9 protein-coding genes are annotated in these 13,712 nt (G+C 62.4%); 7 read left to right on the top strand and 2 right to left on the bottom strand.

Annotated features, from left to right (window positions below; translation table 11 throughout):
• Positions 1-3 precede the first annotated feature (3 nt).
• Complete coding sequence (locus tag MRBLMA1_RS12020; protein WP_363737083.1) at positions 4-1,011, bottom strand: LacI family DNA-binding transcriptional regulator; 1,008 nt, start codon at positions 1,009-1,011, stop codon at positions 4-6.
• A gap of 133 nt (positions 1,012-1,144) precedes the next feature.
• Here MRBLMA1_RS12020 and ptsP point away from each other — a divergent pair, with 133 nt between their 5' ends.
• Genes ptsP through MRBLMA1_RS12000 form a run of 4 tightly spaced genes read left to right on the top strand, consistent with a single transcriptional unit; the run spans position 1,145 to position 7,673 of the window.
• Positions 1,145-3,658, top strand: a complete 2,514-nt coding sequence (ptsP, locus tag MRBLMA1_RS12015) for a phosphoenolpyruvate--protein phosphotransferase (protein WP_363737082.1) — start codon at positions 1,145-1,147, stop codon at positions 3,656-3,658.
• A complete protein-coding gene (locus tag MRBLMA1_RS12010) occupies positions 3,658-4,605 on the top strand; it encodes a 1-phosphofructokinase family hexose kinase (RefSeq protein ID WP_363737081.1) in 948 nt (315 codons plus the stop codon). Before ptsP ends, MRBLMA1_RS12010 begins: the two co-directional genes overlap by 1 nt.
• A complete protein-coding gene (locus MRBLMA1_RS12005; protein ID WP_363737080.1) occupies positions 4,602-6,281 on the top strand; it encodes a PTS fructose transporter subunit IIC in 1,680 nt (559 codons plus the stop codon). The genes MRBLMA1_RS12010 and MRBLMA1_RS12005 overlap by 4 nt, the downstream gene beginning before the upstream one ends.
• A 42-nt stretch (positions 6,282-6,323) precedes the next feature.
• Positions 6,324-7,673 carry a carbohydrate porin gene (locus MRBLMA1_RS12000; protein ID WP_363737079.1) on the top strand — a complete coding sequence of 450 codons (1,350 nt, stop codon included), beginning with the start codon at positions 6,324-6,326 and terminating at the stop codon, positions 7,671-7,673.
• A 307-nt stretch (positions 7,674-7,980) separates the two neighbouring features.
• Here the strand turns inward: MRBLMA1_RS12000 and MRBLMA1_RS11995 are convergent, their stop codons facing one another.
• Positions 7,981-8,928: an ROK family protein gene (locus tag MRBLMA1_RS11995; protein WP_363737078.1), complete on the bottom strand. Its 948-nt coding sequence runs from the start codon at positions 8,926-8,928 to the stop codon at positions 7,981-7,983.
• 877 nt (positions 8,929-9,805) lie between these two features.
• On the opposite strand from MRBLMA1_RS11995, the gene MRBLMA1_RS11990 reads away from it, so the two are divergent.
• From MRBLMA1_RS11990 to MRBLMA1_RS11980, 3 genes are read left to right on the top strand one after another with little or no spacing between them, the layout of a single operon-like run.
• The gene (locus MRBLMA1_RS11990) at positions 9,806-10,786 is read left to right on the top strand and encodes an ROK family protein (protein WP_363737077.1); all 981 of its coding nucleotides are present in this window, start codon (positions 9,806-9,808) and stop codon (positions 10,784-10,786) included.
• Entirely contained in the window at positions 10,779-12,167 is a 1,389-nt protein-coding gene (locus tag MRBLMA1_RS11985; protein WP_363737076.1) for a sugar porter family MFS transporter, read from the top strand. Before MRBLMA1_RS11990 ends, MRBLMA1_RS11985 begins: the two co-directional genes overlap by 8 nt.
• Entirely contained in the window at positions 12,164-13,672 is a 1,509-nt protein-coding gene (locus MRBLMA1_RS11980; protein WP_363737075.1) for a glycoside hydrolase family 32 protein, read from the top strand. The genes MRBLMA1_RS11985 and MRBLMA1_RS11980 overlap by 4 nt, the downstream gene beginning before the upstream one ends.
• Positions 13,673-13,712 lie beyond the last annotated feature (40 nt).

Genomic DNA, 13,712 nt, shown 5'->3' with positions numbered 1-13,712 from the left:
TCCTCAGTCCCCATTGTGGCTTAGTGATGTGTCGCGCCGCATCGTGGATCCGCGAGCGATGAGCCGTCCGCTCAGGACGACCTTGCGAGCGGCGGCGTTCGGATGGTCGAGCCGGTCGAGCAGCATAGCCATGGCCGAGCGCCCGATCTCCTCCACCGGTTGTTCGATAACGCTCAGCCCATCCGCTGCAAATTCTGTCCAGCTATCATTGTCGAACCCCGCCAGGGCAAAGTCTTTGGGGACGCTCAGGCCCAGAAAACGAGCGGCTCGCAGCACCGACATCAGCATCACGCCATTGCTCGCGATGATGGCTTCGGGACGATCGGGAGCCTGCAACAGAGCACTGACCAGCTTCTCTGCTTCACCTTCGCCATGCGGCACGGAGAGGGATTGAGTGTGGATACCAATCGTACGGGCGGCTTGTTCAAAGCCGGCGCGCCGTTCGGCACCGGTAGTGCTGGCCGCGCCGAACAGGCCGGTAATCGAAGTGAAGCCCTGTGCATGTAAATGGGTAACCAGGGCGCCTGCCATCGCTTCATTGTCGAGGACGACGCAATCCGTCGTTGTCGCGGCTACGCGATCGATCAGGATGATGGGATGCTCTGCCTTGGCCCGCGATACCTTCTCCGCACCTTGCCGGGTAGGCGCCAGGATCACCCCCGTTACCCGTTCTTCCTGCATCAACTGGAGATACATCGCCTCCTTGGCGGGATCTTCATCCGTATTGCACAATATGACCCGCAGACCTCGTTCATAGGCGATATCCTCGACCGTGCGCGACACGGCGGTGAAGAAGGGATTGCGGATATCCGCCACGATGAGGCCGATCGTGTTGCTGTGGCGCGACCGTAGCCGACGCGCTGCAAGATTGGGACGGTAGCCTGTTGTCGTAACCGCCGCCAGCACCCTGTCGCGCATGGCTGGATCAACCGCCCGCCCGGAAAGCACCCGGGAGACAGTGGCCGGCGATACCTCGGCGACTCGCGCAACATCCTTGATACCGGCTGTCATGGGAAAATCGTTTTCCTCATCCTCTCTAAATTCTGCCCAGAATATGGCCGATTATATGGGGATATTGCAAGTGTATTGACAGAATCATGAGAAAACGTTTTCTTAAGAGGAAGAGAGAGGATGCCAAAGAGCTATGATTGCCGAACCCTTGAATGCGCTTCGTCATGAAGACCTGATCCGCATCGACGCGCGGGCATCCGACAAGGAGGCTGCGATCCTGCAGGCCGGCCAGATATTGGTCGCTGCGGGCTGCGTCGCGCCCGGCTACGAACAGAGCATGGTGCGACGGGAGGCGGTGGCGAACACCTATCTGGGATCGGGCGTCGCCATTCCACATGGCCTGGGCGAGGACAAGGGGCTGGTGCGCCGCGACGGGATCGTGGTCCTGCAACTGCGCGAGGGAATCGAGTGGAATCCTGGCCAGCGCGCCCATCTCGTCGTCGGCATCGCTGCCAGTTCCGACAGTCATATCGCGATTCTCCGCCGCCTCACGCGCCTGATTCAGGATGAGGCGCGGCTGGCGACCCTGCTCGCCACCGACGATCCGGCGGATATTGCCGCTGCCCTCCATGAGGACGCCAACTCCGGCGAAGCCCGGCCCGTCGCAGAGGATCTGGCCGAACGGATCGAATGGACGATCGACTATCCGGCAGGTCTGCATGCCCGGCCCGCCTCAGCCTGGGCGGAAGCAGCCAAGACCTTGGCTACGCCCATACGCATCCGCCATGATGGGGACATTGCCGATCCGCGCAGCCTCGTCTCGCTGCTGCAACTGGGACTTAAGGCAGGCGACCGCGCGACCATTTCGGCAAGTGACCGGCAGGCGCTGGACCGGTTCATGCGTACTGTCACTGGCCTCACCGCCCGCGAAAAGGCAGATGCCGCCCGTGCCGCCGAAAAGGCGAAGGCACCTGTGCGCGGCTGGAAGCCGGTCAGCAATCACGAAAATGCTCCAGCCATGATTGCTGGGGTCGCGGCCAGCCCCGGTCTGGCGATCGGCCCGGTCCATGTTCTTGCTGCGGCGGAACTGGATGTGCCGGACCAGCCGGTCGATCTCGTTGCCGGCGGCGCGCTGCTCAACGATGCGCTGGTCCGCACGCGGGCGCAGATGAAGGCACTGGTCGACGACACCACCCGGCGTCTGGGTGCGGGGGAGGCCGCGATCTTTGCGGCGCAGGCCGGATTGCTGGACGATACCGATCTCATCACCCTTACCTGCCAGTTGATGGTCGAAGGTCATGGCGTAGCCTGGTCCTGGCATCAGGCGATCGACCGCATGGCAGGACAGCTTTCCGCACTGGGCAATCCAGTGCTGGCTGCACGTGCTGCCGACTTGCACGACGTCGGCCGGCGCGTGCTAGCCCATATCGATCCGGGCCTGAGCGTGGGCACATTGGCCGATCTGCCGGAACAGCCATGCGTGCTGGTCGCGACGGACCTGTCGCCGTCGGACACCGCGACGCTCGACATCAGCCGGGTGGCGGGCATTGCCACCGCGCTGGGGGGTCCGACTTCCCACAGTGCGATTCTGGCGCGCACGCTCGGTCTGCCTTCTGTGGTGGCTGGTGGCGCTGATCTGCTGGCGCAGGCGGCCGGGACCACCGCGATCGTCGATGGCGACAGCGGCCGCATCTGGCTCGATCCTTCGGCGGAGGATATCGCTTCCGCCCGTGCCTGGATCGCCGACATCGCCGCGAGGCGCGCGGCCGAGGAGGCGGAACGCGCCCTTCCTGCCCGCACGCTGGACGGTCATGAACTGGCTATCGGCGCCAATGTGAACCGGCCCGATCAGGTCGCCTTCGCGCTGGCGCAGGGCGGGGAAGGGGTGGGCCTCATGCGCACGGAATTCCTGTTCCTCGAACGCGGCGACAGCCCCGGTGAAGAGGAGCAATGCGCCATTTATCGCGCGATGATCGGCGCGCTGGGCGATCGGCCGCTGATCGTGCGCGCGCTCGACATCGGTGGTGACAAGCAGGTGCCGCATCTTGATCTGCCCAGGGAGGAAAATCCCTTCCTCGGCGTGCGCGGCGCGCGCCTGCTGCTGCGTCGCCCCGACCTGCTGGAGCCGCAACTGCGCGCCCTCTATCGCGCAGCAAAAGGGGGCGGCGACCTGTCGATCATGTTCCCGATGATCACCTCGGCATCCGAACTCATCGCGCTGCGCGAACGCTGCGAAGCGATCCGGGCGGAACTGGACGCGCCCCTCGTCCCCATCGGCATCATGATCGAAGTGCCCGCCGCCGCCGTCCAGGCCCATAAGCTTGCCGCCCATGCCGATTTCTTCTCGATCGGCACCAACGACCTCACCCAATATGCGCTCGCCATCGACCGGCAGAACCCGGAACTGGCGAGCGAGGCCGACAGCCTGCATCCGGCCGTGCTCCGCCTGATCGCCATGACGGTCGAGGGTGCACGCAGGCACGACCGCTGGGTCGGCGTCTGCGGCGGCATAGCGGGGGACCCGCTGGGCGCGGCACTGCTGACCGGTCTTGGCGTCCACGAACTGTCCATGACGCCGCGCGACATTCCCGCCGTGAAGGCACGCATCCGCGCAAGCAGCCTTGGCGCACTTCAGGCGCTCGCCGCCCGTGCCCTTGATGCGACAAGCGCCGCCGATGTGCGCGCGCTGGACGGGGAGGGTGCGTGATGGCCGTCTTCACCCTGACGCTCAACCCCGCGATCGACCAGACGGTCATGCTTGATCGGCTCATTCCCGGTGAGGTGCATCGCGCCCGTTCGATGAGGCTGGATGCCGGGGGCAAGGGGATCAACACTGCCAGTTGCCTTGCCGACTGGGGCGTGCCGTCGACGGTCATGGGGCTGCTGGGCAGCGAAAATGTCGCGCCCTTCGACGCCCTGTTTGCCGCCAAATCGATCGTCGACCGTTGCCAGCGCCATGCTGGCAGCACGCGGGTCAACCTGAAGCTGGTCGACGCCCATGGCACGACCGACATCAACATGGAAGGCACCGCCGTGCCTCCGGCCGGCGTCGATGCCGTCATCGCGACCCTCGATGCGCAGGTGCAGGCCGGCGATCTCGTCATCCTGGCGGGCAGCCTTCCGCCCGGATGTCCGCCCGATATCTATGCCCGCCTCATCGTCATGTTGCGTGGCCGGGGCGCGATCGTTCTGCTCGACAGCAGCGGCCCTGCCCTGCGCCATGCACTGGATGGCGCGGTCCTGCCCAATATCGTGAAACCCAATCTGCATGAACTGGCGGAATGGCATGGCACTCCGATTGATGCCCCACATCAGATCATAGAGGTCGCCACGGGGCTGCTGGATCGCGGTGTCGACCTGATTGCCGTATCGATGGGCGCACAGGGGGCATTGTTCCTGACCCGATCGGAACTGCTGCGCGCGGGCCTGAGGGCGAACAATGTGGAAAGCACGGTCGGCGCAGGCGACGCCATGGTTGCCGGTCTGGCGGCAGCTCTGATCGAGGAGGCGGGACTGGATCGTATCGCCCGTCTGTCGACCGCCTTTGCCGTCGGCAAACTGGGATGTGCGGGTCCGCATCTGCCCGCCAGGGACAGGATCGAGGCGCTCGCTGCCAGCGTCGAGACGGAAATTCTCATGGGAGAGAAGCAATGAGCAGGATTTTCGCGGTGGTGGAGGCCGGCGAGTCCGGCGTTGCCGGCGTCCTTGCTGGTGAAGCGCTGCGCAAGGCTGCCCGCGCCCAGGGGCGCGTCATCGAGATCGAACTGCGGACCGCGCAGGGCGTTGTCAACCCGTTGCCTGGCGATGCCGAGGGCGATTTTCTCCTCGTTGGTCCGGAAGGCGTCGATAGCGCCGCCGAAACCCGACCGCATCGCCGTCTTACCCTGGAGGCGGTGCTGGCCGATCCCGTCGCCGCTCTGGCTGGCGGTGGGGAGCCGGCCTCGGCTGCGACCAAGCCCCGCATCGTCGCGATCACATCCTGCCCGACCGGCATCGCTCATACCTTCATGGCGGCCGAAGGGTTGACCGAAGGCGCACGGCAGCTTGGCTATCCCATCCGCGTCGAGACGCAAGGCTCGGTCGGGGCAGGCAATCCCCTGACCGCCGAGGAGATCGCCGCCGCCGATGTCGTTCTGATCGCCGCCGATCGGGAGGTCGACCGCAGCCGTTTCGCTGGAAAGCGCGTGTTTGCGGGCAACACCAAGCCTGCCATCACCGGCGGTGCGAAGCTGATCGAGCGGGCATTGGCGGAGGCCACCGTGCAGGGCGGGGAAGCGGCTATGGCCCCGTCGGGCGACGCGGCGGCCGCGAAGCGCGCCGGTCCCTACAAGCATCTGATGACCGGGGTGTCCTTCATGCTGCCCTTCGTGGTGTCAGGCGGGCTGCTGATCGCGCTCGCCTTCGCGCTGGGTGGCATCCACGCCAATGATGCGGCTGCCCAAGGTACATTGGCGCATGCCCTGTTCGAAATCGGCGCCAAGGGCGGCTTCATGCTGATGGTGCCGGCGCTGGCGGGCTATATTGCCTATTCGGTTGCGGATCGTCCCGGCATCGCACCGGGCATGATCGGCGGCCTGCTGGCTGCCAATCTGGGGGCCGGCTTTCTGGGAGGCATCGTTGCCGGCTTCATTGCTGGCTATGGCGTCGACTGGCTCAATCGTCGCATCCGGCTTCCCAAGAATTTGCAGGGATTGAAGCCGGTCCTGATCTTGCCGTTGCTCGGCACATTGCTGACCGGGCTACTGATGCTCTATGCCGTGGGCACACCGGTCGCCGCGGTGCTGGCCTTCCTGACCGACTGGCTGCGCGGCATGCAAGGATCGAGCGCGCTGATGCTCGGCCTCATCCTGGGCGCCATGTCGGCATTCGACATGGGCGGGCCGGTCAACAAGGCGGGCTATGCCTTCTCGGTCGGCCTGATCGCCAGTCAGGTCTATACGCCCATGGCCGCGACCATGGCCGCTGGCATGACGCCGCCGCTTGCCGTCGCGCTCGCCACTCGCCTGTTCCGCAATCGTTTCACGCCTGAAGAGCGCGAAGCGGGAGCAGCGGCTGCGGTCCTGGGCCTGGCATTTATCACCGAAGGCGCGATCCCCTTTGCGGCACGCGATCCGCTGCGTGTCATTCCGGCACTGATGGCTGGATCAGCCGTGACTGGCGCCATCTCGATGGCAATGGGCGTCGAACTCAAGGTGCCGCATGGCGGCCTGTTCGTGCTGCCGATTCCGGGCGCGGTCACGCATGTAGGTGTCTACGCGCTGGCCATATTGGTCGGCACTGTCGTGAGCGCGCTGCTGGTCGGAATGCTCAAGCGCCCCGCAATCAAATGAAGGCCTGACGCCTAAGCGAAAGCATAATTGGAGAGGGTTTCAATGTATTTCAGGAAGATGAGTGCCGCCTGCGTGGCGAGCGCCGTGGCCTTTGCCGCGCCCGTCACACTGGCGCAGGATCAGGCTGAAGCCGGCAGAGATCGAGCACCCGCCCGGTCGGAGGCTCCAGCCTCATGGCAGCCGCTGGCCGAGCAGGGTGTGACGCTGTCGCTTAGCTATACAGGTGAAGCGGCGGCGAATGTTTCTGGCGGGCTTCGCCGCGAAGCGGCCCATGCCGGGCAGGTCTATGTCGGTGCCGACCTTGATCTTAACCGGATCATCGGCATCGGAGGTGCGACGCTGCATTTTGCCGTCACCAATCGCCACGGCAAGAATCTGGCTGCCATGGCCATCGGCAACAACACGTCGGTGCAGGAAATCTACGGCACGCAGAATACGCATCTGGCAATATTGACCTGGCAACAGACCTTTTTCGACGGGCGTCTGGATGTCGAGGCCGGGCGCAGTCAGGCGAACATCCATTTCCTCAACTCGCCACTTTACTGTCATTTCCAGACCAATTCGGCCTGCGGCAATCCAACCTTCGTCTTCAAGAACAGCAATTTCACCTATTTCCCGGCATCGAGCTGGATGGCCCATGCCAAGCTGCATGTGACGCCGCAGGTCATGCTGCATGCCGGCGTCTACGAAGTGAACCCCGACCGCAAGCGCGCGAGCGACCATGGATTCAATTTCAGTACGAAGAATGCGACCGGGGTGATCGTGCCCTGGGAGTTGAGCTATGGTCGGGATTCTGCCGATGATCGTCTGCCGGGACATTATATTCTGGGCGGTTGGTTTGATCGTGGCGACTATGCCGATCCGCTGCGTGATGATCAGGGGGGTATCGCGATCCTGACCGGTCGGCCAGCGGCGACGCGGAACGGACGGTCAGGCCTCTATGTCCGCTTCGATCAGATGCTCACGCGCCCTGACCTGGCCTCGCAACGGGGGCTGAGCATCTTTGGCGTGGCAATGACCAACCTGTCCGGCCGGGTTGAGGAAAGCCGCTATCTGGGCATGGGGATCGTACAGACCGGCACGTTCGCCGGGCGCGATCAGGACACGATCGGCTTCGCCATCAACGATCAGCGTTTCAGCGACCTTGCAATGCAGAGGATGAATGCTGCGCGGGTTACTTCAGGCGGGCGTGCCGATATTCGCCGCCATCAGTATATGATGGAACTGGCCTATGGATTTCAGGTCAATCCGGCGATCCGCCTGTCGCCCAACCTGCAATATATCTTGCATCCCGACCAGACCGGGGCGCCCGAGCGTAGGCGGAACATCAAGGATGCCTTCATCCTGGGGTTTAAGTTCACCCTGGATGCAATGCGTCTCCTGGGGAAATAGGGGATTTGGCCACTACCGGAGACGAGGCGTTCAGCAATGGCCGAGTAGATAGCGTCTCTATCCTGTGGTCTATGAAAGATCGGACCCGGATGCCGGATATCGATCAGCACCTTTGCCTCGGCGGCGAGCCTATAGAACACTTCGCCATTGAGCAGTTCGTCGCGAAGCGACCCGTTGAGCCGCAGGCCGGCGAAGCCAGGCTTTCGTTATAGCCAATTCTCCCGCGTCTTCACGCCGTTCCTCAAGCATCTGCATTGAAACGAATCTTGGTTAACGGACGACGCGATCGTCATCTGTTGGCCAAGCATCATGGACCGACCTCTGCCGGGGTTGCATCGCTTTTTAGCAGGGATATGAGGTTTGGGGCGTAGGTCGAGAAAAGGGGGAGTAAGGCAGCACCAATTGCAGGAGCTTTTCCGCCATTTTCTCCGACTTTCAGTTCCGGACAGAAAAAGTCCCGCGGAGCTGCCTGTTGGATATTGCTGTGGATGCGGCCCACAAGGTTGCGCAATTTTTCCTGTGAAAGACCTCCCCCGATGACCACAGCGTCGAGGTCAAGAAGGCTGTTTGCGCTGATGATGATGAAAGCCAGCGCATCGGCGCAACGGGCTATCCAGCCTTCCCAATCCGGGTTTGCTTCGGCTGTACTGGTCGTCATTTGATAAAGGGATGCTGCGTGCAACAGGAAATCCACGCCGGTGCCTTGAGGTATCGGCATGGAGGCGAGCGCACCGGCATTGCCGTTCTTGCCGCGCTTGATCTCCCCGTTCAGGATCAGCCCGCCGCCGACAAAATTCCCGATATGCACATAGAGGAAATTGGTCAGCCCCACGCCCGATCCCGACATGAACTCGGCAAGGGCGCCTGCATTACCGTCATTTTCGAAGATAACCGCGCCATCCAGTTCCTTCTGGAAAAACTCCTCCAGCCCCGGCGCCGCCCAGGCAGCGGCCTGCGGGGCCGCGATGCCCGCTTCTTCGCGCCATTCGCCGATGAACCAGGGCATTGCGATTCCGAAGCCCAGAAAGCCTTCGCGCTGCTCCTTGCGTAGTTGCGGCATATATTTTCGCGCAAAGGATTGGATATGCTCCACGGCACTCGCTGGGCTGGGATAGGGCGCGCTTGTGCTCTCGCATGCGATGACGCGACCATCAAAATCGAGCATGGTGCATACCAACCTGTCGCGACCGATTTCGGCTCCGATCGTGCAGCCGCTGTCCCCGTTGATCTGGTAGATGACCGAAGGCTGGCCCATTCCTCCTGTCCGCTTTCCCGCTTTGATCAGGCGCCCTTCGTTCGCAAGGCTTTCGACAATGCGGACGGCCGCTTGCGGTGACAGACCGGTAATCCTTGAAAGGTCAGCCTTGGAGGCGCCGTTCAGTCGCCTTACCGTGGCAAGGATGAGGCGCTCATTATACCGCCGTACACCGACTGCATTGCTGCCACGTTTGTTCACCTGCGACTCCGCTCAAAGTATCGGCAGCAAGAGGATGCGCGATAGGGATGGATGATTTGGAACAGCCTTGAGGTAATTGGCAAGGGCGACCGAACGCGAGACTCGCTTGACACATTAAATCACATTGATAGATTTATTGGGTCAGGTGGGGATTCGAGCTTCAGACTATGACAGGTCGGGCAGCATAGTTCCGTGTCTTTTGGCTTCGTTCGGACCCGTGGCGCGCAGCGGCTGTGAATCTCTCCTTTCTTCCGTTGCGAGCGCCTGACCAACCCGACAAAGCTCGTCTGAACCGGACGGGAAGTGCCCAGTTTCCAGACTGCACGCTGGAAATGTAAGGGGGGAGGATAAGGGCTTTCAGCTCAGATCCTCCCCCATTTTTTTGGGAAGCGCGATATCTTTCATCGTCGCAAAAATGCGGTTGACAGACTAAATCACATTTGTAGATTTAATGAGAGCCACATGTGGTGACGGGCAAGCACGAATACGTGCTGCACAGCAGGGAAGAGGACGGTCGTGGCGGCTAACCCACTTGATTTTCGCAGATTGAGCCTTGACGGCGTTCTGTCTCCGGGCTCGCGCTGGGCGGCGCCGCATGCCCGCAATCAATCCTATATTCCTAAAGCTTCAGCCCATGCTTCACCATGCAGGGGTTGGCTTGCCGTGCGAGTAAATCATGCAGAATGACAATCTCCTCCTGGGGGCCGTTGAAGCCGGCGGTACGAAATTCCTCTGCGGCATCGCAGATCGCGACGGGCGTATTATCCGGCAGCAACGGATTCCAACAACTCTTCCGGCTGATACCCTCGCCGCCGCGAGCAGATTCTTTGTGCAGGCCGGTGCTGATCTTGGTCCTTTGTCGGCTTTCTCGATCGGCAGCTTTGGCCCTCTGTCGCTCAACCCTGTCGCCGGGGATTATGGCCGCATCACGTCCACACCCAAGGTCGGCTGGCAGGATGTCGATCTGCTTGGTCATTTTTCCCAAATGATCGACGCCCCAATGGCGCTCGATACCGATGTAAACTGTGCGGCGGTTGGAGAAAGGCTGTTCGGCAGCGGGCAGGGGCTCGATACTTTCTGTTATGTGACGGTTGGAACCGGCATTGGCGTGGGTCTGCTGATCGACGGCGCTCCCCATGGTGGTGCCAATCACCCCGAGGCGGGGCATATCCGGTTGCCCCGCGCCGCAGGGGATGAGCTGTTTCCAGGCATCTGTCCCTTTCACGGCGACTGCCTGGAGGGCTTGGCTTGCGGCCCTGCGATGCGGGCGCGCTGGGGTGTGCCGGGTGAACAACTGCCGATCGATCACCCGGGCTGGGAGATCGAAGCCGACTATCTTGCTGGCTTGTGTGCGACGTTGACGTACGTTGTTCGTCCGGACCGCATCATCATCGGCGGGGGCGTCATGGAATCGCCGGGCATGTACGAGCGGGTCCGGACTGCCCTGACCGCGAAGCTTGCCGGTTATGACACCAGCATGCGTGCCCTGGAAATGAACGACTATGTCGTGGCGCCTACAGCCGGAGCATCGGCGGGTCTGACGGGCGCGCTGGCGCTCGCCTACCGGACCGCGATACGCCAGTGGCCGATGCACTGGTCCGTCGAACTTCCATCATTCTCCAACCAATCCTCTCTGTCAGGAGCTGCATTTGCATAGTCCCTCTGTATCGGATCGCGCGGCTCACCAGACGGGCGAGGCAGGTGATGCCCGGGTCACCAACGCGATCATCTTGAGCGCGGCCGGCGCGGCGCTCGGCGGCCTCCTGTTCGGTTTCGACACGGCCGTCATCTCAGGCACGACCTCGGCGCTGCAGGCACGATTTGGCCTCAGCGACGGCATGTTGGGCTTTACTGTCGCTTCCGCTCTCATCGGCACCGTGCTCGGTTCGTTGGTGGCTGGAGCGCCGGCCGACCGCTTCGGGCGCCGGGCCGTGATGCTGGCGGTCGCAATCTGCTATGTGGTGTCATCGCTTGGCACGGGCCTTGCGGGTTCCTGGTTGACGCTTCTGGCTTTCCGATTTCTGGGAGGGTTGGCAATTGGCGCTGCGTCCGTCGTGACGCCGATCTATATCGCCGAAGTCTCCCCGGCGCGGTTCCGGGGGCGGCTGGTCGCGATGAACCAGCTTAATATCGTCCTTGGCATCCTGATCGCCTTCCTGTCCAACTACATGATTGCCAACCTTGTGTCAGCGCAGACCGCATGGCGGTGGATGTTCGGCATCGTTACCCTGCCCTCGGCCCTTTTCCTTGTAGTCAGTGTTTTGCTGCCTGAGAGCCCACGCTGGCTGGCGATCAATGGCAGGGGACCGCAGGCGCTCGGTGTCATGAGGAAGCTTGGCTTTCTTGATCCGGCCGGCGAACTTCGCCACATCCAGGAGGCTGAGGCACGTGTCGATCGGTCTGCGGCGCCCAAGCTGTTCCAGCCAGCTTATGCCCGTCCCGTCGCCTGCGCCATCGCGATTGCCATGTTCAATCAGCTTTCGGGTATCAATGCGCTTCTCTACTATGCGCCGCGTGTCTTCGAACTGGCAGGCGCAGGCGCGGACAGTGCCTTGCTGCAGTCCATCGCCATTGGCGGGACCAACCTGCTCTTCACGATAGGTGCGCTCTTCCTGATCGACCGCTTCGGACGCAAGCCGCTCTTGTACATCGGGTCCATATTGTGTGCCGCCGCCCTGCTTCTCGTCGGCTATCAGCTTGAAAGCGCCAATCCCGACGGTACGCTGATCCTTGTTGGTCTGCTGGGTTTCATCGCCGCCTTTGCCGTGTCCCAGGGCGCTGTCATCTGGGTGTTTATCTCCGAGGTCTTTCCGAGTGCTGTTCGCGGCAAGGGACAGGCGCTCGGCAGCACGACCCATTGGGTCATGGCCGCCGCGATCACCTGGGCCTTTCCGGTGTTTGCAGCCAGCGTCGGCGGCTGGGTATTCGCTTTTTTCGGCGCAATGATGCTGCTTCAGTTTTTCTGGACGTGGAAGGCCATGCCGGAAACCAACGGCGTGGCGCTGGAGGACATGGACCTGGGGAGCGCACAGGCATGACCGGAAAGATTGCCCTGCTGACGGCGGCGGCCCTGATGGTCTCGGTGCAGGCCGAAGCGCAGCGGGCCGACCCCCGCCCGGCCTATCATTTCGCGCCCAAGCGGAACTGGATGAACGACCCCAACGGGCTGGTCTATTTTGAAGGGGAGTATCATCTCTTCTATCAATATAATCCACATGGCGATCGCTGGGGTCATATGAGTTGGGGTCATGCGGTCAGCCGGGATCTGGTAACCTGGCAGGAATTGCCCGTCGCGATCCCCGAAACCGCTGATGTCATGGCCTTCTCCGGCAGTGCGGTGATCGACTGGAAGAACAGCAGTGGTTTTGGCCAGGGCGGCAAGCCGCCAATGATCGCCATCTACACGGGACATAATCCCAAGGCCAAGCTGCAGTCCCAATATCTTGCCTACAGCAATGATCGCGGCCGCACCTGGACCGTGCATGGCGAGGTGCTGAGCGTCGGTTCACCCGAATTTCGCGACCCCAAGGTCTTCTGGCACGAGCCGACGAAGTCATGGGTGATGATCGCGGTCATGGCGCTTGAAAATCGCGCGGTCATTTTCACTTCGTCCAATCTCAAGCAATGGACCTTCGCCAGCAGCTTCGGACCAGCGGGTGGTCGGGGACGCAACTGGGAATGCCCCGACCTCAATCTGCTTCCGGTTGAAGGCGGGAAGCCGGGCGAACAGCGCTGGGTACTCAGCATCAATCTTGGCGACCAGGCGGTCGGGGGCGGCTCTGGCGGCCAATATTTCGTGGGCGACTTTGATGGGCGTCGCTTCACTCCCGTCGAGGGGTGGGGCGGGGAACCGGTCTGGACCGACTATGGCGCCGATTTCTACGCCGCCGTTGCCTGGAACGACCTTCCCAAGGACGATCCGCGTCGCATCTGGATCGGCTGGGCCAACGACTGGCGGTATGCCGAGGCGATTCCCACCTATCCCGCCCGTGGCATCATGACCGTCGCGCGTTCCATTTCCCTGAGGAAAACAGCCCAGGGCTATCGCCTGACGCAGCGACCCGTCCGGGAGCTGGAAAGTTTGCGGAGCGGCGAGCATATCTCGCGGCAGCTGCCATTGGGCAAGGAACCCGTCTCGCTTCCGATCGAGGGCGGCGCCGTCGATCTCAAGGCGGATCTGTCTTGGGAACAAAGCGAGCAGGTGGCGATCACGCTGACCGACGGTGAGGGCTATCAGATGGTCATCGGCGTCAACCCGGCGGTGAACGAGGTTTTTGTCGACCGCTCCCGCTCCGGTCCACATTTCCATGACGGCTTTGCCAACCGCCATGTGGCGCGGGTAGACCTGAGCAGGGGCAAGGTTTCGCTTCGCCTGCTGGTCGATGAATCGATCGTTGAACTGTTCATCAATGATGGCGAACAGACCATCACCGATCGCTTCTTCCGCGGTTCGGGCGGCCTGCGCTGGAGTGCATCGGCCCGTGACGGACCCGCGATGCTGAACGTCACGGCATGGCCGATCAAGCCGGAGGTGCAACGCTGACGATCTCCACACTGAAGGGCTGAAACAGCCCCATCACATC

It is taken from the genome of Sphingobium sp. LMA1-1-1.1, assembly GCF_040676365.1.
GTDB lineage: Bacteria > Pseudomonadota > Alphaproteobacteria > Sphingomonadales > Sphingomonadaceae > Sphingobium.
Note: the sequence above shows the minus strand (reverse complement) of the source record. Positions and strands in the feature narration are given on the sequence as shown.

What these genes read in the sequence shown, in the direction of transcription:
- MRBLMA1_RS12020 (WP_363737083.1), bottom strand. Translation starts at nt 1,011, where the DNA reads ATGACAGCCGGTATCAAGGATGTTGCGCGAGTCGCCGAGGTATCGCCG.
- ptsP (WP_363737082.1), top strand. Translation starts at nt 1,145, where the DNA reads ATGATTGCCGAACCCTTGAATGCGCTTCGTCATGAAGACCTGATCCGC.
- MRBLMA1_RS12010 (WP_363737081.1), top strand. Translation starts at nt 3,658, where the DNA reads ATGGCCGTCTTCACCCTGACGCTCAACCCCGCGATCGACCAGACGGTC.
- MRBLMA1_RS12005 (WP_363737080.1), top strand. Translation starts at nt 4,602, where the DNA reads ATGAGCAGGATTTTCGCGGTGGTGGAGGCCGGCGAGTCCGGCGTTGCC.
- MRBLMA1_RS12000 (WP_363737079.1), top strand. Translation starts at nt 6,324, where the DNA reads ATGTATTTCAGGAAGATGAGTGCCGCCTGCGTGGCGAGCGCCGTGGCC.
- MRBLMA1_RS11995 (WP_363737078.1), bottom strand. Translation starts at nt 8,928, where the DNA reads ATGGGCCAGCCTTCGGTCATCTACCAGATCAACGGGGACAGCGGCTGC.
- MRBLMA1_RS11990 (WP_363737077.1), top strand. Translation starts at nt 9,806, where the DNA reads ATGCAGAATGACAATCTCCTCCTGGGGGCCGTTGAAGCCGGCGGTACG.
- MRBLMA1_RS11980 (WP_363737075.1), top strand. Translation starts at nt 12,164, where the DNA reads ATGACCGGAAAGATTGCCCTGCTGACGGCGGCGGCCCTGATGGTCTCG.